The sequence below is a fragment of the Nocardiopsis listeri genome, assembly GCF_020741345.1.
GTDB lineage: Bacteria > Actinomycetota > Actinomycetes > Streptosporangiales > Streptosporangiaceae > Nocardiopsis > Nocardiopsis listeri_A.
Window position 1 is genome coordinate 1 of sequence record NZ_DYZD01000275.1, and the last position, 26441, is coordinate 26441.

23 protein-coding genes and 1 pseudogene are annotated in these 26441 nt (G+C 67.8%); 11 read left to right on the forward strand and 13 right to left on the reverse strand.

The window, feature by feature from the left end:
• Both K8V84_RS14600 and K8V84_RS14605 read left to right on the forward strand, forming a co-directional pair.
• Positions 1 to 543: AAA family ATPase (locus K8V84_RS14600; RefSeq protein WP_304075073.1), on the forward strand; the 543-nt coding region annotated here is incomplete at its 5' end.
• An 873-nt stretch (positions 544 to 1416) separates the two neighbouring features.
• On the forward strand, positions 1417 to 1845 hold the full coding sequence (locus K8V84_RS14605) for a hypothetical protein (RefSeq protein WP_304075077.1): 429 nt from the start codon (positions 1417 to 1419) through the stop codon (positions 1843 to 1845).
• Between the two features lie 35 nt (positions 1846 to 1880).
• Here the strand turns inward: K8V84_RS14605 and K8V84_RS14610 are convergent, their stop codons facing one another.
• On the reverse strand, positions 1881 to 2792 hold the full coding sequence (locus K8V84_RS14610) for a MerR family transcriptional regulator (protein WP_304075079.1): 912 nt from the start codon (positions 2790 to 2792) through the stop codon (positions 1881 to 1883).
• Between the two features lie 247 nt (positions 2793 to 3039).
• On the opposite strand from K8V84_RS14610, the gene K8V84_RS14615 reads away from it, so the two are divergent.
• Positions 3040 to 3231 (forward strand): DUF397 domain-containing protein, encoded by a 192-nt coding sequence (locus K8V84_RS14615; RefSeq protein ID WP_304075082.1) that lies wholly within the window; start codon positions 3040 to 3042, stop codon positions 3229 to 3231.
• A 142-nt stretch (positions 3232 to 3373) separates the two neighbouring features.
• Positions 3374 to 3910 carry a class IV adenylate cyclase gene (locus K8V84_RS14620; RefSeq protein WP_304075085.1) on the forward strand — a complete coding sequence of 179 codons (537 nt, stop codon included), beginning with the start codon at positions 3374 to 3376 and terminating at the stop codon, positions 3908 to 3910.
• Between the two features lie 60 nt (positions 3911 to 3970).
• Here the strand turns inward: K8V84_RS14620 and K8V84_RS14625 are convergent, their stop codons facing one another.
• The 4 genes from K8V84_RS14625 to K8V84_RS14640 all read right to left on the reverse strand — a co-directional run bounded on the left by K8V84_RS14625 (position 3971) and on the right by K8V84_RS14640 (position 7121).
• Positions 3971 to 5056 carry a CU044_5270 family protein gene (locus K8V84_RS14625; RefSeq protein WP_304075088.1) on the reverse strand — a complete coding sequence of 362 codons (1086 nt, stop codon included), beginning with the start codon at positions 5054 to 5056 and terminating at the stop codon, positions 3971 to 3973.
• Positions 5053 to 5610 (reverse strand): sigma-70 family RNA polymerase sigma factor, encoded by a 558-nt coding sequence (locus K8V84_RS14630; RefSeq protein WP_304075091.1) that lies wholly within the window; start codon positions 5608 to 5610, stop codon positions 5053 to 5055. The genes K8V84_RS14625 and K8V84_RS14630 overlap by 4 nt, the downstream gene beginning before the upstream one ends.
• 284 nt (positions 5611 to 5894) lie before the next feature.
• Complete coding sequence (locus tag K8V84_RS14635) at positions 5895 to 6545, reverse strand: class I SAM-dependent methyltransferase (protein ID WP_304075094.1); 651 nt, start codon at positions 6543 to 6545, stop codon at positions 5895 to 5897.
• 123 nt (positions 6546 to 6668) lie between these two features.
• A complete protein-coding gene (locus tag K8V84_RS14640) occupies positions 6669 to 7121 on the reverse strand; it encodes a hypothetical protein (protein WP_304075097.1) in 453 nt (150 codons plus the stop codon).
• Between the two features lie 172 nt (positions 7122 to 7293).
• Here K8V84_RS14640 and K8V84_RS14645 point away from each other — a divergent pair, with 172 nt between their 5' ends.
• The gene (locus K8V84_RS14645) at positions 7294 to 8589 is read left to right on the forward strand and encodes a helix-turn-helix transcriptional regulator (protein ID WP_304075100.1); all 1296 of its coding nucleotides are present in this window, start codon (positions 7294 to 7296) and stop codon (positions 8587 to 8589) included.
• A 58-nt stretch (positions 8590 to 8647) separates the two neighbouring features.
• On the opposite strand, the gene K8V84_RS14650 is transcribed toward K8V84_RS14645, so the two are convergent.
• The 3 genes from K8V84_RS14650 to K8V84_RS14660 all read right to left on the reverse strand — a co-directional run bounded on the left by K8V84_RS14650 (position 8648) and on the right by K8V84_RS14660 (position 10140).
• Complete coding sequence (locus K8V84_RS14650) at positions 8648 to 9073, reverse strand: hypothetical protein (protein ID WP_304075102.1); 426 nt, start codon at positions 9071 to 9073, stop codon at positions 8648 to 8650.
• Positions 9070 to 9597, reverse strand: a complete 528-nt coding sequence (locus tag K8V84_RS14655) for an ATP-binding protein (RefSeq protein WP_304075104.1) — start codon at positions 9595 to 9597, stop codon at positions 9070 to 9072. Before K8V84_RS14655 ends, K8V84_RS14650 begins: the two co-directional genes overlap by 4 nt.
• 285 nt (positions 9598 to 9882) lie before the next feature.
• The gene (locus tag K8V84_RS14660) at positions 9883 to 10140 is read right to left on the reverse strand and encodes a hypothetical protein (RefSeq protein ID WP_304075107.1); all 258 of its coding nucleotides are present in this window, start codon (positions 10138 to 10140) and stop codon (positions 9883 to 9885) included.
• A 227-nt stretch (positions 10141 to 10367) separates the two neighbouring features.
• Here K8V84_RS14660 and K8V84_RS14665 point away from each other — a divergent pair, with 227 nt between their 5' ends.
• On the forward strand, positions 10368 to 11216 hold the full coding sequence (locus K8V84_RS14665; protein ID WP_304075110.1) for a helix-turn-helix transcriptional regulator: 849 nt from the start codon (positions 10368 to 10370) through the stop codon (positions 11214 to 11216).
• A gap of 13 nt (positions 11217 to 11229) precedes the next feature.
• A complete protein-coding gene (locus K8V84_RS14670) occupies positions 11230 to 11415 on the forward strand; it encodes a DUF397 domain-containing protein (RefSeq protein WP_304075112.1) in 186 nt (61 codons plus the stop codon).
• A gap of 209 nt (positions 11416 to 11624) precedes the next feature.
• Here K8V84_RS14670 and K8V84_RS14675 read toward each other — a convergent pair whose 3' ends face one another.
• The 3 genes and pseudogenes from K8V84_RS14675 to K8V84_RS14685 form a co-directional block, all read right to left on the reverse strand.
• Positions 11625 to 12608, reverse strand: coding sequence for an NAD-dependent epimerase/dehydratase family protein (locus K8V84_RS14675; protein WP_304075115.1), 984 nt, complete (start codon positions 12606 to 12608; stop codon positions 11625 to 11627).
• Positions 12609 to 12641: 33 nt separating this feature from the next.
• Positions 12642 to 13913 (reverse strand): annotated as a pseudogene (locus K8V84_RS14680) (RNA polymerase sigma factor).
• 78 nt (positions 13914 to 13991) lie between these two features.
• Entirely contained in the window at positions 13992 to 14420 is a 429-nt protein-coding gene (locus K8V84_RS14685) for a YciI family protein (protein ID WP_304075118.1), read from the reverse strand.
• Between the two features lie 305 nt (positions 14421 to 14725).
• On the opposite strand from K8V84_RS14685, the gene K8V84_RS14690 reads away from it, so the two are divergent.
• From K8V84_RS14690 to K8V84_RS14700, 3 genes are all read left to right on the forward strand, one after another.
• Positions 14726 to 15367, forward strand: coding sequence for an OB-fold-containig protein (locus K8V84_RS14690; RefSeq protein WP_304075121.1), 642 nt, complete (start codon positions 14726 to 14728; stop codon positions 15365 to 15367).
• A gap of 180 nt (positions 15368 to 15547) precedes the next feature.
• Positions 15548 to 17593: a flotillin family protein gene (locus tag K8V84_RS14695; RefSeq protein ID WP_304075123.1), complete on the forward strand. Its 2046-nt coding sequence runs from the start codon at positions 15548 to 15550 to the stop codon at positions 17591 to 17593.
• Between the two features lie 11 nt (positions 17594 to 17604).
• Entirely contained in the window at positions 17605 to 22644 is a 5040-nt protein-coding gene (locus K8V84_RS14700; RefSeq protein ID WP_304075126.1) for a DNA repair ATPase, read from the forward strand.
• Positions 22645 to 22810: 166 nt separating this feature from the next.
• Here K8V84_RS14700 and K8V84_RS14705 read toward each other — a convergent pair whose 3' ends face one another.
• Both K8V84_RS14705 and K8V84_RS14710 read right to left on the reverse strand, forming a co-directional pair.
• The gene (locus K8V84_RS14705) at positions 22811 to 24850 is read right to left on the reverse strand and encodes an acyltransferase family protein (protein WP_304075131.1); all 2040 of its coding nucleotides are present in this window, start codon (positions 24848 to 24850) and stop codon (positions 22811 to 22813) included.
• A 75-nt stretch (positions 24851 to 24925) separates the two neighbouring features.
• Entirely contained in the window at positions 24926 to 25528 is a 603-nt protein-coding gene (locus tag K8V84_RS14710) for a suppressor of fused domain protein (RefSeq protein WP_304075128.1), read from the reverse strand.
• A 166-nt stretch (positions 25529 to 25694) separates the two neighbouring features.
• Here K8V84_RS14710 and K8V84_RS14715 point away from each other — a divergent pair, with 166 nt between their 5' ends.
• A complete protein-coding gene (locus tag K8V84_RS14715) occupies positions 25695 to 26324 on the forward strand; it encodes a DedA family protein (protein WP_304075129.1) in 630 nt (209 codons plus the stop codon).
• The last annotated feature ends 117 nt before the right edge of the window (positions 26325 to 26441 follow it).

The following is a 26441-nucleotide window of genomic DNA, read 5'->3' on the forward strand; positions in this document are numbered from 1 at the left end:
GATCTGCACCTGGAGGTGTTCGACACCCTGCTTCAGGTGCTGGACGACGGTCGACTGACCGACGGCCAGGGCCGTCAGGTGGACTTTCGCAACACCATCTTGATCCTCACCTCGAACCTGGGGTCGCAGTTCCTGGTGGACCAGTCCCTGGAGGAGGCCACCCGCCGGGAACGCGTGATGGACGTCGTGCGCGCGACGTTCAAGCCCGAGTTCCTCAACCGCCTGGACGACGTGATCATGTTCGACGCGTTGTCCACCGAGGAGCTGACCCGGATCGTGGACCTACAGGTGGACAAGCTGGCCCGGCGCCTGGCCGAGCGCAGGTTCACGCTGGACGTGTCCCAGGGTGCACGTGAGTGGTTGGCGTTGACCGGCTTCGACCCGAACTACGGCGCCCGGCCGCTGCGTCGCCTGGTGCAGTCGTCGATCGGTGATCCGCTGGCCAAGGTGATGCTGTCCGGCGAGCTCACCGAGGGCGACACCGTGACCGTGGACGTGGACCCCGAACGCGACCGCCTGGTGGTGACCCCCACCAAGGCTTGACCGGGTCCGATTATCCGGGCCGGATGGAAAGAGAACGAAATCTCAGGTGGGGCCGTGTCCGAGTGGGCACGGCCCCTTTTCATGCGCGCGTGAGGTAGGGGCGAGGAAAGAGCGGCCACCCAACGCGAATGGTCCGGATCGTTCCGTGCCGGGTTGTCGCGCCATCCCGCGCATACCTTGCCGTGCAGGTCATCGTGCTTGACCGGGCGGAAGGCCTGGATGACCTTCACCCACTGCCGACAGGCCAGGCACGTCATCTTGCCGTTGCGTCGTCGGTCGGCCACGGTCTTCGTGTGGTGGGTCGGCTCGGTCCCATCGCGGGAGGAATCCTTACACTCCGAAAGCTTGTGGCCCAAGGACCAGAACGGCGCCTGGTCGATGTAGTACTTCTTACGCGATCCGTCCTTGCGCTTACCGATCTTGCGGTCGCAAAACGGGCACATCCTGGGCTTTGCCTGGTCAGTCGTTGATCATGGCCAGCAGCAGCACGCCGCAGAAGATGAAGAACGCCGTGGCCGGCCACGAGGAAAATTGGCCCTTGAAGTTACGTGCGGTCACAAAACCCTCCAGGGGTAGGGGTAGACCTCACCTGGATACCACCGGCCGGTGACAGTCCGCAGCCGATCACCACAACAGGTCACCGCCGAACCAGATACCTCCGGCGGGGCGCGCCACAAGGGACATCCGGGAGCCTCCGCCCAGAACGGGTCATCGGGGCACTGGGAAACCGGTGGTGTTTCCGTGACGAGCTCGCCTGCGAGGTCGGGCTCGAAGAGCCGGTCACGGAAGACCCGGCCCATTCGGCCGTGACTCGATCACCCCTCGCGGACGTCCGACAGCGCGGGTGCGAATGCGTGAGGCACACCGGGCACGATGGAAAAGGACCTCTCTCGCAGCACCGTGACGGTCTATCGTCGCTTCATGGCAGGCAGGACGAAGTACGTGATGGCGCTCGAAGATTTCAGGTCCTTCTTGGAGAAGAAACACGAATTCGATCGGGTCTGGTACGACATCGACCACGGAACACTCACACTTCGAGCGAGTCCGAAGACCACTGACAAGGACCGCATCGTCGCCGCAGCGGAACGGTTCAGCAAAACGCCGAACACGCTCGGTCTCGAGCACGAGTGCCAGACTCACTTCTCCTCTCTCATGGAACCGGCCGAGCTCACGGAGATGGCACACGTTCTGCGCGGGGAAGCGATCAAGAAAGCGGTCGAGCTGGTGCCCGAGCTGCGCCCTTCGCCCGCCTTCACCTGGATCTGGCCGGGTGGCCCGCGGCCGGCGGACACGCCGACCTGATACGTGGCCGCGGTGAGGGAGTCCTGGGCCGTGTTCTAGGTAGCGGGTGAGTCTTGGGCGGATAGTTCCATGGCCAGTTCCATACAGCGCCATTGGGCCGGGGAGGCGTCGTAGGGCATCTTGCCGATGGCTTCGAACGCGCCCATGGAGCCTGTCTCCCGCCTGCCGGAGTCGAGGTCGGCCTCGTCCTCGCCGTCATCGGCGGGAGCGGGGTGCAAAGTGTCCCAGGCTTCGAAGAGGGCATCGTCGTCCTCATCCAGACCGGACTCGTCGATGACGGCGTGCAGGGCGCTTTCGAAGGCGTGCCGCTCGACGGCCGCTCGAGCCACCCGTGGATCATCGATGGCGACACTGTCATCGAGTGCCTCCTCGGCGTCATCGATGCGGTCGGACTCCTCCCGCAGAGAGGGGTGCGTGGCCAGGGCGATGAAGCGGGTGGCCTGGACGGCCGCGCCGAGTGGGCCGAAGATCCGCTCGGTGACCAGCAGGGTGTCCAGGTCCGCCTGGTGCAGGGAGCCCTCGGGCAGGCTCTTGAGACGGTCGGTGACGAAGTCGGACAGCAGTCCCATCCGGCTGCCTTCGGTGCGCATCCGCTGCACGACGGTCCGTTGCCGCCGCAATTCCGACTCCTGCTCGGCGAGGGTTTCCTCCAGCCGCTCCAGGGTGCCCGCGATAACGTCTCCGCTGTCCGCAACGGCGGAATTCGTACCGGTGGCCAAGGCGTCACGGATGTCGTCGAGGGCGATCCCGGCGTCGGCCATCTTGCGGATCCACAGCAGGCGGATCATTTCCTCGTACCCGTAGCGGCGGCGGTCGTCGCCGCCCCGCTCAGGCTCGGGGAGCAGCCCGATCTCGTGGTAGTGGCGAATCGCCCGTGGCGTGGTGCCGGCGAAGGCCGCCGCGTCACCGATCTTGACCTGACGGGGTGGCCTGAAGGACGAGTACAAGAGCAGGGACCTTTCTTCAAGGGACCGGTACGGGAGTCCACCAGACCACATGCCGCTACGGAAGGTGCAAACCCATAAACACCGCCCCGATCACCGAGTGGCCGGGGCGCCGTTGTCGTTTGGAACGCGACGAGGAGGTCGCACGTTACCGACGGCTCTTCGAGCGGGCTCAGTCCATCGCTTCGGGCCCTCACGATTCGATCGACCTGATGCGCGGTCTCACCCCATAGAAGAAGGCAAGAACCCCATGCGTTCAACTCCCACCTCCGCAGAACAGCCCTCGTTCCGCAAGAGCAGTTACAGCACTCCTCAGAATTGTGTGGAGGTCGCCGACCTCCCTTCTGCGGCCGCAGTACGCGATACCCGGAACAGGGCAGCGGGGCACCTGGTGTTCCCCTCCAACGAGTGGACGGCGCTCCTACGCGCGAGCGTTCGCTAGAGCGAAAATCGGGTGGGCGGGTCGACTCATTCGGCCCGTCCACCCGATTTCCCCAGGTCCCGAAGTCGGCGAACTCCGAGTGTTCGAGGGCGCGCGTCGATACGCTCCACGAAGCCGAGCGACGAGACGTGAGGGGCCGCTGGTGCGGGAGATCGAGACCAAGTACAGGGTGACGGACACAGAAGCCCTGTTGGCGGCGTTGGAGTGCGCGGGGCTGGTCCTGGAGGATCCGGTCTTCCAGGACGACCAGGCCTACGCACCCGCCGGTTGGACCCCCGACCAGGGAAAGACCGGGTACACCTTCGCCCGACTGCGGACGCAGGACAACACCCACCTGTTGACCACCAAGACTCCGCTCGCGAACGCGATGGAGTGTGCCGAGTACGAGACCGTCGTCGCCGATCGAGAACAGATGCACGGCGCACTCTTGGCCCTGGGATACGAGCCCACGGTGCGGATCGTCAAGGAACGGCGCACCGGCCGCTCGGGGACGATCGGGGTGTGCCTCGACGTCGTCGAGGGCGCCGGCACCTTCATGGAGCTGGAGCTGGTGGTCGATGACGACCGGGACGGTGAGCAGGCCCAAGCCGGGCTGGATGCCTGGGCTCGGCGGCTCGATGTGGGATTGGAGCGCACGGGCGACACCTACGACACCCTCATGCGTCCGGCCACGGCTTGAGGGCCGTCCCCGGGCGGGCACGGCCCTCGGCGTCAGGTGCGCGGTGTCAGGGGCACGGCGTCAGGGACGCGCACCGATCTCTTCGACCCATCCGGTCCAGACGTAGCTGACCTGCTGGGACAGGACGGGGTATTCGAGCCCGTAGTCCTCGATCGGGGTCTCCGGGTCCTCTTCGTCCATCAGGATGGAGTCCTGGTAGAGCAACGCTCCGTCCTCTGCGCTGAAGAGGTAGCGGTACTCCAGCGTCTGGACACCGGGTTCCTCGACGACGAACGAGAAGAGCTCGCCCTCTCGGCCCAACGGATCGGTGGCGGCGCCCAGGTGGCTCGTCTCGGCACGGTCGGCGATGATCCGTTGGACGGCGGCCTCCTCCGCACCGGACAGGGGCCGGTACCCGTAGAGGCTCGCGAGGGCATGGAACAGGGAGGCGTCGGTCCTCTCGACCTCCTCCGGGTCCTGGCCCAGGCCCATGAGCGTCTCCGCCAGGGCGTCGGGGTCGGTGGGCAGCGTCTCGGGCAGGACCAGGCTGGGGTGAAGAGTCTCCTCGTGGGTCTCACCGACCTGGTCCAGGAACCACTCGTGGTCGCCGGCCTCTCCTCCCGTCTCGGTCGGGGGCTGGGGGTTCTGGTCCTCACGCAGCTCACCGTCCAGGCTCTGCCACCGGTTCCACTCGAAGGGGATGAACCCGTATCCGTGGGTCTCCTCCGGGTCCGCGTCACCGGCGTCGGCGTTCATCCGGTACATGGTGGTGCCGGTGGAGGATACGAACCCCACGTCCCCCCGCCCCTGGGGATCACCGCGTTCGGCCGTGACCTCGGACAGCTCCAGCAAGGATTCCGTGCCGTCGACCGGCTCCCCACCGACGACCTCCACGGTCTCGGGCGGGGCGGCGTAGGCCACGGGTATTCCGGCCGGATGGTCGGTGGGCAACAGCATCGCTCCCACACCCGCGGTCAGGGCAGCGGCGGCGGCACCGGCCACGAGCACGGGGATACGACGCCACAGGGGACCCGTCGCGGGGGTGTCCTCCCTCAGTCGGGCGATGGCGTTGGCCCGGGCCCATCGACGATCCCGGTCGGTGGGGGCGGTGCCCTTGGCCGGATCGCTGTCGTTGAGGGTCGCGCGCAGACTGGTCAGGTCGTTCATGACGTCTTCTCCCAGGTGAAGGCCGGTGCGGGTTCGGCCGCCTCGTTCAGGTGAGCGGTGAGCCTCTTACGGGCGCGGTGCAGTCGTCCGCGAGCGGTGACGTGACTGCATCCCACGACCTTGGCCGCCTGGCGGGTGTCGAGTCCCTCCCAGGTCACGAGCATCACGAGTTCGCGTTCGATCTCGGTCAGCCGTGCAAGGGCCGCCAGGGCCCCACTGCGGTCGATGACGCCGTCGGCGTGGTCGGCGTACGCGCCGATCCGGCCAGGTTCTCGGGTCAACGATTGCGCGATCTGGTCCTGAGTCCGGCCACGGCGCAAGTGGGCCAAGGTGATTCTTCGCGCGCACTCGTACAACCAGGGCAGTTCCTGCTGCGGGACCAGGCGCTTTCGTCGTTGCCAGGCCACGACGAAGGACTCCGAGGCCACGTCGTCCGCCTGGTCGGCGCCCACCCTGCGCCGGGCGTATCGGTACACGGCGTCGTAGTGCTTCTCGAACAGGGCGTTGAAGGCGCACTCGTCGGAGTAAGGATCCCCGTCCGTGCTGCTTCCCATGGGCATTCCTCCCGTCCTCTCACCTGCTTATGTCGGGAGGAGGGGTGTGTGTTCGGTCGGAGGTGAGGATTTTTCCGGCTGCCCCCGCCGGGGCCTCTGTCCGAGGCCGTCACCGGAGCGCCCTCACTCTCGGCAACGGACACACGGAGCGACCGAGGGTCGAAGTCACCCTGAACATCGACGGCCTCAAGCACTACGACCGCTAGAGCGGGAACCCACTGGACTGGGTGAACGCCTGGCCGATCGTGCCCTGCATATGAGGGGGTCGCTCCCACCAGGGAGACCTATTTGCGCGCCACCCCGATCAGGGTGCCGACGTGGTCGGACTCGGGCGCCGGCTCCACCCATACCTGTGCACGTTCGAATCCGGCCGCCTCAAGCAGCCTTGACCATTCCTCGGGGGTGGCGGACCACTGGTGCAGCCATACCCGCCGTCCCCGGAATCCGCCCCCGTACATGCCCTGTGGACCTGAAGAACCCGGCACCGGCTCAGCGTGGGAGAACACCAACCGGCCACCTGGTTCCAACCGGTCTCGAACCAGCGGCAGGAGCGCGTTCGGGTCGGTGAACCAGACCGCGCCCCACACCGAGTAGATGGTGTCCCAGCTCCGCTCTGACGACTGTAGGAACTCAAGCACGTTGCTTTGATGGAATCGGGCCCCGAACACTTCCCACCGCTCGCAAGCTTGCGCTATCTGGGCGGGGGAGATGTCGACCCCCTCTGCTTTGACTCCATCCCGGGCCAGGGCGGCGACCTCGATTCCGCGACCGCACCCCAGCTCCAACGCTGAGAATGGATCTCCGAGCAGTTCCTTGCCTGGGCCGTGCCCTTCCCACTGGGTCCACCCGAAAGCCGTATTCGGGTCCGCTTCAGCGGTGACACCCTTCGCGTACCGATCCCAGTACTCCAGCAGGTTGGTGGTCGGGTTGGCCATGAGTGGTCCTCAAGGGTCGTATATGCAGAACCCGAACCACGGTAGCCAAATCCCGAATGTGGCAGCAGAGGAACAGACCAAGAGGTCGCCACCGGTGTGGTGTCGACCTCTTCGCCGGGGGTGTCAGTGGCAGTTACTCCCTGGGTGGCATGGCGTGCACTTGGCGGTGTCCCGCTCCCACAGCGGCCAGTCCACGAAGAACCGGTTCGCCTCGATGATGTGGGCGGTGCGTTCCACGGAACCGTCGTACTTGAAAGCGATCTCGGGCACGTGTTCCAGGAACCGGCCGTCGAAGTGGGTGGCGCAGAACTCGCGGTAGTTCACCGTGTCCAGGATGAACCCGTGCACAGCGATGTCCACCAGCGGCCCACACCCGATTTCCAGGCCCTGTCCCCACTTCTCCATCGCAGTGATCAGGTAGGCCACGGCTTGGCCGAAGCACCGTTCAGCCATGACGGTGTCCCAGGGGTGGTCGCGGGTGAGCAGAAGGATTTGACGCTCCCACACCTCGGGGTTGACGAAGCTGTGAGGGTCGCGTGTGGTGGCGGGGGTGGACGCGTCCATGATGGCGGTCATCGGTCACCTTCCGTGTCTCCCGATGGGGGTTCCACCGGTCTGTGATTCCAGGAAACGGCCCGCCCACGGAGAGGATCAATGCATCCGTGCGGTGCGCACATTGACCCAGAAGGCAATCTTGCGCCGGCCCGACCGCGGGTATGGTCCTTGGCCCGACCCTCAGGAGAGCGACGTGAAGGTCAGCCGCGCCACCCGTGCCCAGCTCGCCCGCGAGGCCTCTCGTATTCGCGCCGAACAGCAACGTCACGGTGCGGCCGTGCCTGCGATCTACGACCAGATCACCCGCGACTTGCCCGTCAGCCCGTTGGAGGCTTGGCGGCTCGCCTACGGGTGGTCCCGCCGCCATGTCGTGGAAGCTGTGGTTGAGGTGTACCGCTCCGATGGTTTGGCCCCGCCGGGGCTTACCACCGCCATGCTCTGCCGGTGGGAGCATGGCCAGACCCGCCCCGGGCCTGAGTACCTGTACGCTCTGGCCCACGTGTACGGGATACCCCCGACACGGTTAGGTGTTCCCCTGCCCGTGCGCGGCCCCGGTTGGTACGGTCACCCCATACCGCATCCGCGACAGGAGCACCACATGCCCCCCGAGTACCCCGAGCTGACCGCAGTCGCCGACAGCATCCGCCTGCACGGCACCGAAGCCGGGGACCTCGCTGAGCGGGCCCTGGAGTTCTACACCCGGCGATACAGCGACTTCCCGCCCCGGGTGCTGGCTACTGAAGTGGCGCGCTGCCGCTCCCTGCTGATGGATCACACCGGCGCGGGCACCCACCGAGTCATGGGTTGGATGTCCGCCCTGCTGGGCAACCTCGCCCACCACACCGCCGATCCTGCCGGAGCGTTCATTCATCTGGGTACGGCTGCCCGGGTCGGGGAACAGGTAGGTGACCCGCACCTGACCAGTTGGGCGCTGGGTGCGCAGTCGATGGTCACTATGGCCAGCCACCGCCCGATGGAAGCCCTTGAACTCGCTGAGCAGGCCGCTCACCACGCGAGTACCCCGCTGCGTGCCGCACAGATCACCGCTTGGTGTCGACTACGCCCCCTCTCGACCATAGGCGACGTAGAGGCCTTGACCTCCCACGTCACCCGGGCCCGGCGAGACATGGATCGGAGCGAGGACGAACCCGGACGGTTCGGGTTCGATCGGGCCGAGTTCGAGCTGCACCTGGCCGAAGCGTTCCTTCTCCACGACCCGGCCCTGGCCGCACAGCACGCGCAGACCTCGGCCTCCCTCAAACGCTCCGGGTCACCCGGATGGGCTGCGGCGATGACGGTGCATGCCCGTGCACAGGCTTCCCAACGCCAGGCCGAAGACGCGGTGGCGTTGGGGGAAAGCGTGCTGGACATGGTCCCGTCCAAGTCACTGCGCACCACCACCCACCGTCGGTTGCGTTCTCTGGTGGACGATCTGGGAGGGCACCCAAGTGGAGGATCGCTTGCCGACCGGGTCTCTTTGCTGAACTAAGGGGAAGTCCATGGCGCCCCGATCACCGGGTGGTCGGGGCGCGGTTGTTGTTCGGCGGTTAGAGCGGGAATCCTACGGATTGGGCGAGTGGCTGTCCGATCGCTTCTGCGATCCTCTGCCCGAGGAGAAGGGCCGCGCTGACGGCCAGGGCGGGCAGGGCCCACCGCCGGCGCGGGGCCCGATGCCGGCCCCGGCGGATGGAGGGGGAACCGGTCGGGGGATCAGCCGGTACGCCGACTTGACGGGCTTCCCTCTCGGCCTGTTCCCGGCGTTGGCGGGCCACGATCATCCAGTGCGGGAGTTCGCCGTGTTCGAGCATATAGGCGACCCTGGGGTTGCCCCGCATCTGTCGCAGCAACCGTTCCCGTCGTTCCTGGTGCGATTCCGGCCAGACGTTCGTGGGGTGGGAAAGCACCGGACGGGAGAAACGTTGGCCTCGGGGTGCGTTCAGCACGGAGCGCACCCTGGAATCGATGGTGGTCATGACCGGGCACCTCCCAACGCGAACTCGGCCCAGATGACGGTGCCCAGACCATCGCAGAAGGGGAAGTCCAGGATCGAGTGGGAGCCCCAGCGCTCGGCCAGGTGGTGGATGAGCAGCAGTCCCCGACCACGCTCGGCCTCCTCCCAGTCTTCGGGGGTGCGCTGATGCGGGATCTCCGGGCCCTTGGGCTCGATGGAGTCGGCGCGGACGCCGTCATCGACGATCGCGACCTGGACGGTGGTGGCGGTGGGCATGTTCAGCGTGCGGATGCCCCGGCCCTCGGGGTCCTGGCCCGATCGCGAATGGTCGCACGCGTTCGCGAACATCTCACTGGCGCAGAGCACGATGTCCTCGCCGGTCTCCTTGGCCAGTCCGGCCAGGCGGGCCAGGTCGACGGCCAGGTCGGAGCGAACCCAGGAGGTCTGGGCCAGGTCGCCGGGGTAGACGCGGGAGGGCCAGCGGCGGCCGGTGAAGGGCAGGGTGGGGGTGTGGATCGGGGCTCGGGGGTGCGGCACAATGGCCATGTCGGCAACTCTTTCTTTCGTTTGGTGGTTGTCGGCCTGCTCTGGGGGTGTTGGTGCACCCGCCAGAGCTTTTTCGTGGGCGCCGAGGGTTCAGCGCGTCGCGGTGATGGTGTCCTTGCAGTAACGGCAGGTAGCGGTGGCCGTGTTACCGCGCCTCACCGGGGGTTGGTCCGGGATGTAGTCGTGCCCGTTGGGCTCCGAGCAGGTCGTTCGGTTGTCCATCGCGCCTCACCGGGGCGGGGTTCGAAGGCGGTGGACTCTCAGCGGCCCCGCTCCAACCGATCTTCAAGCGCCCACCTCCAGTCGGTGCAGCCCTGACAGGACCGCTTGGAGGACATCCAGCGGAGCGGTGTCCAACGGACGACGCGGACCCGGGATCCGTGGCGGACGGGGCGAGCGCGGTGACCGCGTCTCGGCCAGAGTTCGGGGAGCCGAGGCGTAGGCACGCACACGCCCGGCCTTACGGGAACGTCGGCGACGCACCAGTTCGGCGGCGCGATGACGCACGTAGGTCAACTCGGACAGGTTCAGACAACGCGGCATAGCGCGGCTCCTGGTGCTCAGGTGCTGGGCGGGAAGTCCAGCCGGCCGATCAGGTAGTCCCATAGTGACCCAACGGAGTTATTTTCTCAATGCCCATCTTAAAATCGCATGCGAGAATTCATCTAGAGACGACCATCCACTGTTGGGCTGCGCACTAAATGTCTGATAGGCGAGGAATCAACATAGGATCAGCGCGTCAGCGGTCCACTACGAGGAGCAACGGCACCATGGCTAAAAGCTCGACCCTGCGCCGACGACGACTCTCGCGACGCCTTCGCGAGCTGAGAGAAGCCGCAGGTCTGACCGCTGCCCATGTCACGGCCGAGGCCCGCAGGCGCGGGAAGGGCAAGTGGTCAAGGGGCAAGCTCACCCGGATCGAGAACAACGAGTGGCTCAGGCCTTCCATCATTGACGTCGAAGCATTGCTCGACATCTACGCAGTCACTGACCCGGCGGACCGCGAGGCCTACGCCACCCTGACCAAGGAAGCCCGTAATACCGGTTGGTGGGTCGGCTATGCCGATGTGCTGGGCAAGGGTGCTTACGTCGGGCTGGAGCTTGAAGCAGCCACGATCCGGACCTACGAGGCACTTGTCATCCCCGGGCTCCTCCAGACGGAGGGGTATGCCCAGGCGATCACTCGTGGCCATGGCGTCACTGACGAAGCCGACATCGAAAGATACGTTGAAGCTCGTATGGCTCGAAAGCAGATCCTCGCCCCAGGATCCAGCGGCCCACAGGTATGGGCGATCATCGACGAGGCCGCTCTCCGGAAGATCCCCGCGGAGATCCGCCCGGAACAGGTTCAGCACCTGATCAACGTGCAGCGCCCCACTTTGCGGGTACAGATCCTCCCGGACACAGCGGGGCTACACCCGGCCACGGCGGGAAGCTTTTCGATCCTGGACTTCCTCGATGACCCACCGGTGGTATATCGAGAAGATGTCATGAGCCAGTTGTTCTATGAGGACCCTGTCGAGATCGCACACTGCGAAATGGTTTACAGGCACGTCCAAGCGGCCGCGCTCAGTGTGCCAGACTCACAAGCGTTCTTGGAGAACATGCTTAACGAGTAGAAGGCACCGGCCAATGCGATCCCAAATCGACCTGAACTTCCGCAAGTCGTCCTATAGCCAGGGGCGTACCGAGAACTGCGTCGAGGTCGCCGACCTTCCTGACGGATCCGCTGTACGCGACACCCAGAACAGAGAAGCCGGGCACCTGATCTTCCCCTCCAGCGAGTGGACGGCGCTCCTACGCGCGAGCGTTCGTTAGGCGGCAGGTAGCTCGTCTCGACTCTCCCCCGTGATCTTGCTACCAGTAGCAAGGCAAGCGCTTGCTACTGGTAGCAAGATCACGGGGGATGAGAACCCACTGGCAACATTTCGGGCCCGCCCGCCAGCGGGAACGAGGAAGGCCCCGATCACCACCAGGCCCCGACCGGCCGGTAGAACCCACTCCGCCGGTCGGGGCCTTCGCGATGCTCACAAACCCAGAACACGCCGTTCGACCTCGGGGTCCAAACCGAGACTGGGCCGGTCGGGGCGTTGGGGTGCCTCACCACCGATGGACCTCAACCACGCCCAGGTGTCGGCGACGGTCTCGATGACCGGGCGGCACCTCAACCCCGTGGCCAGGGCCCGGTCGACGTTCCCCTGGTGCAGGGTCTCGTGCATCTCGCCCGGAGGCAGCCAGACCGGAAGGTCCATCCAGGGTCGAATCCCCTCCGCCTCGATCACCCGGGGATCGGTCCAGCGGAACTCCGCGTCCGAACCCGTCACCTCCCGGCAGGCCTCCAGGAGTTCCACCATGGTGGCGTGCCCGCTCGGGCTGACCAGGTTGTACGGACCACCCGACCCCTCCTCCACCGCGCCGAGGGTCCAGGCGGCCAGGTCCCGGGCATCGATGTACTGCAAGGGCAGATCACGCGGTCCGGGAGCCAGAACGGGGCCACCGCGAGCGATCCGGTTCAGCCACCAGGGCAGTCGGCCGATGTTCTCGTAGGGCCCCAGGATGAGCCCGGCCCGAACGAACAGCGCCCGGTCACCGAACACCTCCTCGGCGGCCACCTCGCCCCCGCGTTTGGCCCGCGCGTAGTCGTCGCCCTCGTCGGCGGGGGCTGGCTTCACGGTCGGGGCGCTCTCATCCGCACCGGGAGCGCTGGGCATGCCGTGCACGGAACGGCTGGAGACGTACGCGTAGTGGCCGACCCGATCGGCCAGCAGCCGGGCGGTGGCGGTAACGGCTCCGGGGGCGTCCGACCAGGTGTCGACGACGGCGTCCCACTCCCCCGTGGCCAGCGCGGTGAGGCCACCCTCCTCGGTACGGTCGCCGTGCAGCACGCCCACCCCTTCCGGAGCTTCGTGCCGCCCTCGATGGAAGACGGTGACGTCCCACCCTCGGGCGAGCGCGTCCTCCACGATCGCCCGCCCCACGAACTCGGTACCGCCCAGAACCAGAAGTCTCATGCGGACCAGTCTGACCAGAGCGCCCGCCCACCGCTAGATCTCACTGCCCACAGCAGAACGGGCTCGTTCGAGCAAAAGCGCGCGTTCGCTTTCGTTGCGGGTGAGGCCGGCGGCCCGTTCGTACTCGGCGCGGGCCTGCTCACCACGCCCGAGTCGTTGGAGCAGGTCGGCCCGGACCGCCGGGAGCAGGTGGTATCCGTCCAGGGCACCGGAGTCGCGCAGGGCGTCGACGATGCCGAGGGCCGCACCGGGTCCGAGCGCCATCGACACGGCCACCGCGCGGTTGAGTTCGACCACGGGCGATCCGGTGCGCCTGGCCGGCACCTCGTACAGGACGGTGATCCCGTGCCAGTCGGTGTCCTCGGCGGTACGGGCGGTGGCGTGTTTCGCGGCGATCCCGGCCTGGAGGGAGTAGACGCCCCGCGGACGGGCGGGATCGACGGGGATCGAGCCTTCCAGCGCGACCAGTCCACGCTGGATGAGCAGCCGGTCCCAACGGGAACGATCCTGTTCGGCGAGGGTCACCGGCGTCCCATCGGCACCGACCCGGGCCCGGAACCGGGAGGCCTGGAGCTCCATGAGCGCGATCAGTCCGTGCACCTCGGGTTCCTTGGGCATCAGCCCGGTGAGGACCCGCCCCAGGCGCATGGCCTCCTCGCACAGTTCGGGACGCAGCCACCACTCCCCCGAGGTGGCCGTGTACCCCTCGTTGAACACCAGGTAGAGGACCTCCAGCACGTCGGCGAGGCGAGCGTCGCGGTCCTCACCCGAGGGCACCTCGAACGGAACCTGCTTCTGGGCCAACCGCCGCTTGGCCCGCACGATGCGCTGGGCGACGGTGGTCTCCGGCACGAGGAAGGCACGGGCGATCTCGTCGGTGGTGAGCCCGCCGAGCAGGCGGAGGGTGAGCGCGATCCGGGCCTCGGTGGACAGCACGGGGTGACAGCACACGAACATGAGTTTGAGCAGGTCGTCGCCATAGTCCTCCTCCAGGACGACGTCGAACTCCGCTTGGCCGTCGCGTGCGGCGAACTCCCGACCGAGCTCCACCATGCGATCCCGGAAACGTTCGTCCCGGCGCCATCGATCGAGGATCCGCCGCTTGGCGACGGTGGTCAGCCAGGCCCCGGGGCTACGTGGCACACCCTCCCGCGGCCATTTCTCCAGCGCGGTGACCAGTGCGTCCTACGCGAACTCCTCGGCCGATCCGACATCGCCGACCATGCGCGTCAAGGTCGCGATCAGTCGGGCCGATTCGATCCGCCAGACCGCCTCCACCTGGCGAGTCACGTCCATGTGATCCACCGCACCATGACAGCACCGGCGGGCTCGGGCCGCAAGGTGGGGGCGGGCCCACACGGACCCGCCCCCACCTTCGGACGCTCACCCCTCCGTCTGCACGCGCAGGACGCGCTCTCGCTCCTTGAGTTCCTCGGACATGTTGTCCATGTCCTCCAGCTCACCGATCCTGCGCAGCTGGAGCTTCATCTCGGTCGGGTCGCCCTTGGGCGGGTGCGGGCAACGCTTGGCCCACTCGACGGCCTCCGCGCGCGAGGACACCTGGATCACCCAGTACCCGGCGATGAACTCCTTGGCCTCGGTGAAGGGCCCGTCGACGACGGTGGCCTCCCCGTCCCGGAAGACGACCTCGGCGCCCTCGGAGGTGGGGGCCAGGCCCTCACCGGTCAGCAGGACCCCGGCCTTGGCCAGCTCCTCGTTGTAGGCGGCCATCGCCTCGTAGATCTCGGGCTCGGGCTCGTAGTCGGCGGCCTCGGACGCGGGGTCGCTCATGATCGACATCAGGTAACGCATGGTGTTCGCCCTCTTTCGGGTGCCGGGCGGGGTCTCTCCCCCACTTTCACCTGTTCGTCGAACGGGTCGACGCCGGATCGACACCCTCCATGAATTTCTTCCCACTCCTCTTCCTGCCCCTGTGCGGCCCGCTCGATCCGCGCTCGCGGAACGAAGCCGGCCACAATTGGTCAACGGGCACCCTGCGGAAGGTGCTGAGCAGGGGTCTTCGATAGGGTTTCGACACGGTTCCCACGGATGCGGACCCCGGTCGTCCTCCCCCGGCGCCGGTCGCGGAACCACGAGAACACGAAGGAGTACGCGGGATGGGTCTGTTCCTGAGTACCGCCTTCGGATTCCCCACGGTCCTGTTCACGCCGATGCTCATCGTCGTCCTGGGCTACTGGATCTTCGTGATCGTCGGTGCCGCGGACACCGAAGCGCTGGACAGCGTGGACGCCGACGGCGACGTCGCCGGCCTCAGCGCGGTCCTGGGCAAGGCCGGGCTGGGGAGGGTTCCGGTGACCGTGGCCCTGACCATGCTGGTCTGTACGGCCTGGTTCGTCAGCATGATGGGAAGCATCGTGACCAGCCTCATCGAGACCACCTCCGCGCCGATGCTGTGGGCCCTCGGGGCCGTCGTCCTGCTCATCGCCCTGGTCGCCGCATGGGCGATCACCAGCGGTGTGGTGATGGGACTCCAGCGTTTCCTGCCCAAGCGCAAGGGCGACTCCAAGCACGAACTGGTCGGCCGCACCTGCCTCATCCGCATCGGTGAGGCCAGTGAGGACTTCGGCCAGGCCGAGATCACCACCGCGGGCGGGGCCGCCATCTCCATCCCGGTGCGAACCACCGGCGGCGAGGTCCTGTCCGTCGGTAGCACCGCCCTCATCTTCGACCACGACGCGGCCGAGGACCTCTTCCTCGTCACCGCCTTCGACCCCGCCCTGGACCCCGGTCGGCACTGAGTCCTCCGGCTCCACCTGCGATGAGCAGGGATGATCTTGCCCATTTCGGAACCGTTCGCCACGCGGACGCGTCATAACCCCTGACAAGCGACCTACTCGGGCACGGCCGTCCCGCTCCCGCCCCTTCGCCCGACGCCGCGTGTCCCCCGACCCACGCCGCTCGCAGAAAGAGACCCCTACGTGTTGCTGAGTGCTCCGGCCACCGGGCAGGAAGCGGCCGACGCCGCGTTCCTGACCATCGGTATCGCCATCGCCGTCGGAATCGTCGTCCTTCTGGCCCTGCTCCTGATGGTGACCAGGTTGTTCCGCAAGGTGGAGCAGGGCAAGGCCCTGATCATCTCCAAGGTGCGGGACGTCCACGTCACCTTCACCGGATCGATCGTCCTCCCGGTCCTGCACAAGGCCGAGGTCATGGACATCTCCCTCAAGAGCCTGACCCTGGAACGCGGCGGCCGCGAAGGCCTGACCTGCAAGGACAACATCCGAGCCGACATCAAGGTGTTCTTCTACGTCCGGGTCAACGAGACCGCCGAGGACGTCAAGAAGGTCGCCAAGGCGATCGGCACCGAGCGCGCCAGCGACCAGGACACCCTGCAGGAGCTCTTCAACTCCAAGTTCTCCGAGGCGCTCAAGACCGTCGGTAAGCAGTTCGACTTCGAGGAGCTGTTCACCCACCGCGAGGAGTTCCGTCAGGCGATCGTCTCCCTGATCGGCACCGACCTCAACGGCTACATCCTCGAGGACGTGGCCATCGACGAGCTGGAGCAGACCCCGCTGCACCAGCACGACGCCAACAACATCCTGGACGCGCAGGGCATCTCCAAGATCACCGAGCGCACCGCCCGGGAGCACAAGCGCACCAACGAGTTCGAGAACGACCGCAAGAAGGAGATCGACCGCCAGGACACGGAGACCGCCGAGACCCTCGCCGAACTGGAGAAGCGTCGCGAGGAGGCGGCCGCCAAGGCCAAGCGCGAGATCGAGATCATCCGCGCCAAGGAGGAGGCCGAGACCGCCCGGGTCCAGGCCGAGGAGCGTCTCAAGTCCGAGACCGCCAACATCCGCACCTCCGAGCAGCTCGGCGTCCAGCACCAGAACCAGCAGCGTGAGATCGCGGTCGCCGAGAAGAACCGCGAGCGGGTCATCGCCATCGAGACCGAGCGCATCGAGAAGGACCGCATGCTGGAGGTCATCGGCCGCGAGCGCGAGACCGAGCTGAGCAGCATCGCCAAGGACAAGGAGGTCGAGGCCGAGAAGCGCGAGGTCGCCGACGTCATCCGCGAGCGCGTGGCCGTCGACCGCACCGTCGCCGAGCAGGAAGAGGCGATCAAGAAGCTGCGGGCCGTCGAGGAGGCCGAGCGCCAGCGCCAGGCCATCATCATCCACGCCGAGGCCGAGGCCCAGGAGAACCTGGTCAAGGACATCAAGGCCGCCGAGGCCGCCGAAGCCGCGGCCAAGCACAAGGCGCAGGAGGAACTCACCCTCGCCGAGGCCCGTCAGCAGGCCGCCGAGCTGGACACCCGCGCCAAGATCCGCCTGGCCGAGGGCCTGCAGGCCGAGGCCGCGGCCGCCGGTCTGGCCGAGGTCCAGGTCCGCGAGCAGGACGCCGAGGCCGTCGAGAAGCTGGGCCGCGCCGAGGCCGTCGTTGCCCGTGAGAAGGCCGACGTCGAAGCCGACGCCGTGGAGAAGAAGCTGCGCGCCGAGGCCGCGGGTCTGACCGACAAGGCCGCGGCGATGGCCGCCCTGGACGAGGTCAGCCGCGACCACGAGGAGTACCGTCTGCGCCTGGAGGCGGAGAAGGAGGTCCGCCTGGCCGGCATCGACGTGCACCGGCAGGTCGCCGAGGCCCAGGCCACGGCCATGGCGGCCGGTTTGGAAAGCGCCGACATCAACATCGTCGGTGGCGACGGTGCCTTCTTCGACCGGATGGTCAACTCGATCGGCATGGGCAAGGCCGTGGACGGGTTCGTCAACGGCTCCGAGACCGTGCAGGCGCTGGGCAACGGCTGGCTGAACAACGAGGGCAACTTCGCCGAGGACATCAAGAGGATCCTGGCCGACGTGGACACCGAGGACGTCAAGAACCTCACGGTCTCCGCGCTGCTGCTCAAGCTGATCAGCGCGGGCGGCCCGGACAGCGGCAAGCTGGACCGACTGCTCGGCACGGCCCGTTCCATGGGGCTGGACCAGCTGCCCGTCAACGCCCTCGCCCCCGTGAAGCAGTGAGGTAGTCCTCCGTGACCGAGGCCAACTCCCAGGAAGCACGGCTCCAGGAGACCGAAGGCCCCGGGCCCGAAGCCGAGGACGCGCGGTCGCTGGACGCGGGCACCTACGAGGTGCTCCGCGCCCGGCTCCGCGAACAGACCGGCGAACTGGCCCGACGGACCGAGGAGCTCAACAACCGTCGGCTGGAGGTGTTCGGCGGCACCGAGCTGGCCCTGCTCGGCACCGAACGCATCCGCACCGAACACAACTGCGTTCCGCGCGACATCGTCAGCGTGGGGCGTTCCGTCGGAGAGGACGCCGACGGGGACACGATCCTGTTCGGCTACAACGTCTACATCGGGATGCAGAGCACCACACACGTCTCCGACGTGTTCTCCCTGCACCGGTACGAGCACGGTGACGACTCCTTCGAGTTCACCGACGCGCCCGAGGACGCCATCCCCGGGCTGCTCGCGGACGAGCGTTTCCGGCAGGACTTCGAGCAGCTGTACCGCTACTACCGCGACGCCCGCCTGCTCCAGCTGCGCAGGGTCGAGGAACGGCTGCTGGCCGTCTTCCAGACCGGCCCGAGAACGGAGGACGTCCGCGTCCTGCGGTGGTCGGTCTCGCCCACCGGCGAGATCGCCTACCTCGACGACCGGGGCGAACGCGACCACGTGTTCCCGCCCGCGCACGACTTCGAGTGGGTGGAGGCCACCCGCGAGAACCACGTGCAGGGCCGGCATCCGCACATCTCGATCCGTGACGAGTTGTTCGTCGAGACGGTCGGCGGCGACCTGACCATCAAGGTCGAGAACAACACCGAGGTCGGCGAGGGGATCTACAGCGAGCCCGTCGACGAGCCGCTGCAGAGTCTGGCCGACGCCGCGGTGTTCCACGCCGAGGTCGGCGCGCTGATCCTGCTGAAGGTCCTGCCGTACAACGAGACCACGTGGCGGTACCTGGTCTTCAACAAGCGCACCAAGGAGGTCGAGCGCCTCGACGGCATCGGCCGTTCCTGTCAGCGGCTGCCCGACGACCAGGGCCTCATCTTCCCCGGTGGCTACTACCTGACCACGGGGGCGGCGCGGACCTTCGACACCGACGTCACCGACCTGGAGTTCGACCGGGTGGTGCGTTCTCCCAACGGTGAGGACGTGCTGTACGTCTTCCACTCCCAGACGGACGGACGCAGCCTGCTGCTGCCCTACAACACCATCCGCAAGGAGGTCGCCAACCCGATCGTCTGTCACGGCCATTCGCTGTTCGACGACGGGACCATGACGGTGTTCCGCGACAACTCGGGCGAACCCACCCGGGTGCACCCGATGCAGGTGTGGCGGACCCCGTTCGTGTCCGACGTGTACGCCGCCGCCCAGCCGGTGGGCACCGGGCCCCTGGAACGGATCGGCAACGCCGAACTGGTGCAGGGCATCTCCGAGAGCCTGTCGGTGTCGCGGATCGCCGAGGACATGCGGCCCTCCACCGAGGTGTTCGAGGCGATCATCGCCTCCTGCCGTCGGGTCCTGGACCGGTTCCACTGGCTCGGCGACGAGGAACTGGGCGACCTCGCCACTCCGCTGAACGAGGTGCGCGGCACCTCGGAACGGGTGCTGGACGAATTCGAGACCGTCCAGTCCCTGACCCGGCAGGCCGCCGAGACCCTCGCCGAGACCGAGGAGAAGGCCACCGCGCTCATCCGTCGATCCAGGGGCGAGACCCCGAGGTCGGCGGAGGGCTGGGTGACCCGCCTGACCGAACTGCGCCGTGCTCAGGGGCAGGCCGCCACGCTGCGCGAGATGCGGTACGTGGACGGCGAGCGGATCGACGCGATCGAGGAGGGCCTCGACGAGGAGATCGCCTCCACCGGCCGGCGCACGGTGTCCTTCCTGGAACAGGAGGACGCCTTCGACGGCTACCACTCCGAAGTGGAGAGGCTGGTCGAGGACGCCGAGGCCCTGGAGGCGGTCAGCGCCGCCACCGCCGTCGGCGAACGCATCGCCGAACAGACCGAGGGCCTTCAGGTCGTCACCGAGGTCATCGGTTCGCTCGACATCGGTGACGCCCAGGTGCGCACCCGCATCCTGGAGCGGATCAGCGAGGTGATGGGCGGGGTCAACCGTGCCCGGGCCACCCTGGAATCCCGGCGCAAGGAACTCCTCGCCCTGGAGGGGCGGGCCGAGTTCGCCGCCGAGTTCGCACTGTTGGGCCAGGCCATCACCGGGGCGATCGCCGCCGCGGACACCCCGGAACGCTGCGACGAACAGCTCGGCCGGATCATGCTCCAGCTGGAGAACCTGGAGTCGCGCTTCGCGGAGTTCGACGACTTCCTCCAGGAGCTGGCCGACAAGCGCGAGGACGTCTACGAGGCGTTCTCCACCCGCAAGCAGTCGCTGGTGGACGAGAGGTCCAGGCGGGCCGACCGTCTGGCGTCCTCCGCCGCCCGCGTCCTGGAGGGGGTGCACCGGCGGGTCTCCACCCTGACCACGCTGGAGGACATCAACACCTACTTCGCGTCCGACGCGATGGTGACACGACTGCGCCGCACCGTCGCGGAGATGCGCGAACTCGGTGACACCGTCCGCGCCGAGGAGCTGGAGGGCCAGATCCTGGCCGCCCGGCAGGAGGCCGGGCGGGCCCTGCAGGACCGCAGCGACCTGTTCGAGGGCGGCGCCGGGGGCGAGACGATCCGGCTGGGCAGGCACCGCTTCGCGGTGAACACCCAGCCCATCGACCTCACGCTCACACCGCACGACGGGAACATGTCGGTGGCCATCACCGGCACCGACTTCCGTTCACCCGTCACCGACGAGGCGTTCCAGGAGACCAGGTACCTGTGGGACCGGCTGCTGGTCTCCGAGAGCTCCGACGTGTACCGGGCCGAACACCTGGCCACGTCGATCCTGGCCACGGCCGAGGAAGGCGCCGAAGGGCTGTCCCTGGAGGCCCTGCACGACGCGGAGCTGCACCCGGAGAACGGCGAATCGCTGCTGTCACTGGTGCGCGGGGTCGCCGAGTCGCGTTACGACGAGGGGTACGAGCGGGGCGTGCACGACCACGACGCCGCGAAGATCCTGTCGGTGCTGTTGCGGCTGCGCGCCGGGGCCGAACTGCTGCGCTACCCCGGGCAGGTGCGCGCGGTCGCCCAGCTGTTCTGGGCCAACGGCGCGGAGGAGGGACTCCAGCATTCCTGGCGCACCCGTGCGATCTCCCTGGCCCGCGCCCGGAGCGTGTTCGGGGCGCGAAGGTCGACGGCGATCGACGCCCTGCGCACCGAGCTCGCCGAGTCCGTGGACACCTTCCTCACCGAGACCGGACTGCACCAGGACACCGACCTCGAACTGGTGGGCGACTACCTGTTCGAGGAAATGGCCCTGGACGGCCCGAACCGGCGCGGCTTCGTCTCCGGTGCGGGTGCGCGCACCCTGCTGGACCGGTTCCACCGGGCTCTGGGGAGTACCCGCGAGACCACCCGCAAGGCCTTCGAGGAGGACCTGCGGGGGCTCGGCGACGACGTGGCCGCACGGCACCAGCTCGTGACGGCCTGGTTGGAGGCCTACGCGACCACCCTGGAGGAGCCGGTCTCCCCGGGTGACCTACCCGAGGCGGCGGCGCTGCAACTCGCCGCCGTGAACCGGTACGAGTCCTCCGCCACGGTCGAGGAGAAGGTGCCGGGGCTGTTGGGCTCCCACCCGAGGATCGAGGGGCGTTCGCTCTCCGTTCGGTTGGACGAGATCCTGCCGCGCACCCGACGGTTCCAGGCCGTGGACGTGCCCGCATACCGGGACTTCCAACGGCGCCGCAACGAACTGGTGAGCGCCGAACGCGAACGTCTGCGGCTGGAGGAGTACAAGCCGAAGGTGATGAGCGGGTTCGTGCGCAACCGTCTGTTGGACGAGTCGTACCTGCCGCTGATCGGGGACAACCTCGCCAAACAGTTGGGGGCGGCCGGTGACGACAAGCGCACCGACCAGAGCGGCCTGTTGCTGCTCATCTCCCCGCCCGGTTACGGCAAGACCACGCTCATGGAGTACGTGGCCAGCCGGTTGGGTCTGGTGTTCGTCAAGGTGAACGGGCCTTCGCTGGGGCACTCCATCACCTCGTTGGACCCGGACGAGGCCCCGGACGCCACCTCCCGCCAGGAGATCGAGAAGGTCTCCTTCGCGTTGGAGATGGGCGCCAACACGATGCTCTATCTGGACGACATCCAGCACACCAACCCCGAGCTGCTCCAGAAGTTCATCTCGCTCTGCGACGGGCAGCGCCGGATGGAGGGCGTGTGGGAGGGTCGTACCCGCACCTACGACCTGCGCGGTAAGCGGTTCGCGGTCTGCATGGCCGGTAACCCGTACACCGAGCAGGGCAAGCGGTTCCGGATTCCGGACATGTTGGCCAACCGTGCCGACGTGTACAACCTGGGCGACGTGCTGTCCGGGAAGGAGGAGCTGTTCGCGCTCAGCTACATCGAGAACGCGATCACCTCCAACCCCACCCTGGCGCCGCTGTCCACCCGGGACCGGGATGACGTGTACACGTTCGTGCGCATGGCCCAAGGGGACGAGTCGGTCGGCACGGACCAGCTGAAGCATCCGTACTCGGCGGCGGAGGTGGACCGGATCGTGTCGGTGCTCCAGAAGCTGCTGCGGGTGCAGGAAGTGGTGCTGGCCAACAACCAGGCCTACATCGCCTCGGCCGCGCAGTCCGAGGACGCCCGCACCGAGCCGCCCTTCCAGCTCCAGGGTTCGTACCGCAACATGAACCGGCTCTCCGAAAAAATCGTGCCGGTCATGAACGACGCCGAGGTGGAGGCCGTCATCGACGACCACTACCTGGGCGAGGCCCAGACCCTGACGTCGGGCGCCGAGGCCAACCTGCTGAAGCTCGCCGAGTTGCGCGGCGTGATGACCGAGGAACAGAAGCGGCGCTGGGCCGAGGTCAAGGACGGCTTCCGCCGGGGCCGGGCCCTGGGCGGCGCCGACGACGACCCGATGACCAGGGCCATCGGCGCGATGGGCCTACTCGCCGATCGGGTCGGAGAGATCGGCACCGCGCTCAACAACAACGACCGCTGACCCCACCGGGCACCACCTGGTGGGTAAGGGCCGCCGCCGGACTTGAAGCCCGGCGGCGGCCCTTCGGTGTCCCCCGGGAAGGCGGCCCGAGCATGTGCCCACCGGTCAGGCCCGACCCCGGCACGGGCACGGCTCCGTGTACCGGCACCGCCCCCGCCTCGCTTCCTCACCACCCGGTGGCGGAGAGGACGCGCGACCGCAGCTGCGGGGCGAGGGTGCGCATGTAGGTGGCGCTGATGTGTCCGGCGTCCCAGAAGACCAGCACGTTGCCGACGACCGGGCGGCACAGGTCGGGTTCGCAGATGAGGTCGGTGAGGTCGAGGGTGACGACGTTGTCCGGGAGATCGGGTTCGGCGGCTTCGAGGGGCGAGACCTCGGCCATGGAGTCGGTGAGGGGAGCCGAGCATTCCTCGGGGGAACCCGTGGCCAGGCACTCGGGGGCGTCGAAGCCCAGGCGCGGGGTGTCGCGGACCGCGACGACCTCGATGCCCAGGGCCTCCAACTCGCGCCAGCGGTCGACGTAACCCTCCACCAGCACCTCCTCACCGAAACCGGCGGTGGTGTCCATGCTGGTGGTGGTACCGGTGGTGAACACGGTGTCGGGGCGCAGGTCGGCGAGTTCGGCCATCACGGCTCGGTTCCACTCCGCACACTCGGTGTACGGCTCGCCCTTGTAGAGCTGGGGCGCGTCGGTGAACAGGCAGGCGCCCTTGACGATGTTGAGCAGTCGCCGGTCCTGTTGTTCGGCGATGGCCTCAAGGGCGGGGAACCAGTGCGCGGCGTGGGAACCGCCGACGAGGGCGATGGTGTGGTCGGCGTCCTCGGGGCCGTACTCGCAGACGATCGCCTCGGTTCCGGCGATGGTCTGGTTGCAGCCGTCCTCGTAGGTGCGCGGGATGTCCTGGGCGGCGGAGGCCGGTGCGGGGTGGACGGGGTCGGGGTACTCGCCGTGCTCGGCACCGATCGCGGCGGCGCCCGGGTACCGCCGGGGATCGGCGAGGAGTTCCTCCAGGCGTTGCTGTTCGGCGTCCAGGCGCGCGGTCCACACGGACGTGCCCAAAAGGAGCGGTAGGAGGCAGGCCAGGGTCATGGCCGGGCCTCGGACCCGCGAAGCGCGGGCGTATGTCGTGACACGGTCCGCCAGAGGGGTGGTCGCGGCGGCCAAGGCCACGGACACCGCGAGGACCGCGGCACCACCGAGGGGGCTCGCCAGGGTTCGGCCGGTGAACTCCAGGTAGAACACCAGGACCGGCCAGTGCCACAGGTACAGGGCGTAGGAGATCGAGCCGAAGTAGCGCACCGGACGCGGGGTGAGCAGTCGGTCCGCGCCCCAGCGCGAATCCGTGGTGCCGGCGACGACGAGGGCCGCCGCGGCCAGGGTCGGCCACAGCGCGGCGTATCCGGGGAAGACCGTGGACACCTGGAACAGGACGCCGCAGAGGACGAGGGCGGTCAGGCCGGCCCAGCCGATGAGGACGCGGAGGCTCTTCGCCGGGTTCAGGTGCGGCGGGAACAACGCGAGCAGGCCGCCCAGGGCGAACTCCCACAGGCGCGCGCCGGTGTCGAAGTAGGCCCACGCCTGGTCGCTTCGAGTGATGTGCACCGAGTACGCCAGGGAGACCGTGAACACCGCGCCCAGGACGATGACGAGGCTCCGTCGCGGAGACGTTCCTCGCCGGGTCGCCCACCAGAGGGCCAGGCCGATCGGCAACGGCCACAGCAGGTAGAACTGCCCCTGGATCGACAGCGACCAGAAATGCTGGAAGAGGCTCGTGCCGTCGTCGCGGGCCAGGTAGTCGACCGATCCGAGCGCCAGGTACAGGTTCTCGTGGTAGAGCGCCGAAGCGACGCCTTCGGCGATCGTGTCGCGCCACCGGATCTCCGGGAGGAGGAACCGGGTGGCGACCAGGGTCACCCCGATCACCAGGACGGCTGTGGGGACAAGCCGTGTGGCCAGGCGCGCGAGGAAGGCCCCGTAGCGGATCCGACCGCGTTCGGCCGCCCGCACCAGGGAACCGGTGATGAGGAAGCCGGTGAGCATCAGGAAGACGTCCACGCCGCCGGAGACCCGGCCGAGCCAGATGTGGTGGACGGCGACGAGGAGGACGGCGATCGCGCGAAGCCCGTCGATCTCCGGCCGGTGGCCTTCGGTGGGCACGGGAGAACGCACGGACGACCTTCGCGAAGGGAACGGGGAGGCCGCCATGATCGCCCGCCCGGGTGAAGGGCGCGCGTACACGGGTCGACCTCCCGGTCTCGTCCGGAAGAACCCCGTCGAAGGTCAAAGGCGAATGGTCCCGCGGTTCGGGTCGGTGAGCATCTTCGGGTCACGGTCGCGCAGCAGCGCCATGATCGGGGCGATCGTGTCCGCGTCCTGGGCGTACTCCGCTTCCTCGGTCTTGAGCCCCACGACCTGGAAGAACAGCACCAGCCCGTTGTCCGTGTCCAGGATGCGCATGTCGGCGTCGGGCACGATCGCGAGCGAGGTCATGTCGCCGTTCGACTTCTCCCCGCCGAGCGGAGATCGGGTGATGATCCAGTGCCCCACGTCGAGCCGTGCTCCGGCGACGTACTGCTCGGCCAGGGCGTGCAGGACACGCAGGATCCACGCGGGTACGGTCTCGTCCCCCGCCTCACGAGGGATGCGGCAGGAGAACTCGAACCCGGCGCCGGAGACCCGCTTCTCCTCGCTGGTCTTCTCCCCCAGCTCGGTGAGGCCGAAGGTCACGAGCAGCCAGTGCCCCTCCATCGGGTAGGCGAGGACGCCGTCGATGCCCTGGTCGTCCCCGCCACCGGGGAACTGGATGGTCAGCGGCTGCACGTCCGGGTAGTGCTGCGCCCACCCCTCGTAGATCTGGGTGAGTCCGGGCAGCATCTCCAGCATCGTGCGTTCTCCAGGTTCGGTTTCGGTGCGCGGTGATCGGTGCACTTCAGAGGATAGGAGTCGTCCGAAGGCACACCGAACGTCCTTATGCGGAATCTGCGCGCCCCTACGTAGAGTCACGGTCCGCCCCTCGGCGAAGGGAGGGGCGGACAGTCGGGGGACAGTGATGAGCAGCAGTGATCCGACCGAGGCGGGGGCCATCGTCGGTTGGGTGGTCGGTCTCATGGAGGCATTGGGCGCACCAGGGGTGGGTCTGGCCATCGCCCTGGAGAACCTCTTCCCGCCGATCCCGAGTGAGGCGGTCCTGCCGTTGGCCGGGTTCGGCTCTTCCCAGGGCGACCTCGGTCTGGTGGAGGTGGTCCTCTGGGCCACCCTCGGCTCGCTCGTCGGAGCGCTGGCGCTCTACGGTCTCGGCGCGTGGCTGGGCAGGGAACGGTTCCGACGACTCGCCGGCCGTGTCCCCCTGGTGAAGGTGTCCGACATCGACCGTACCGAGGCCTGGTTCCGCCGGCACGGGACCAAGGCCGTCCTGTTGGGGCGTATGGTGCCGATCTTTCGCAGCTTCATCTCGGTACCGGCCGGGATCGAGCGAATGCGTCTCCCGGTGTTCGTGGTACTGACGACGCTGGGGAGCGCCGTGTGGAACACCGTGTTCGTCCTGCTCGGCTACCACCTGGGCGAGCAGTGGCACGTGGTGGAAGGGTACGTGGGCATCGGTTCGAAGGTGGTCCTGGCCGGGATCGCTCTGGCGTGCGTGTGGTTCGTCGTGGCGCGGGTGCGTGAACACCTCGCCTAGATGAGTGATTCCAAGGGTGTGGGCGCGGCTGGTTGTTGGTGACTGGTGGGGCGTCTGGGGTCGTGGGTCTTGGGGGTTGTTGGTCGGGGTGGAGGTGGGTTCTTCCTCCTTCCCCGC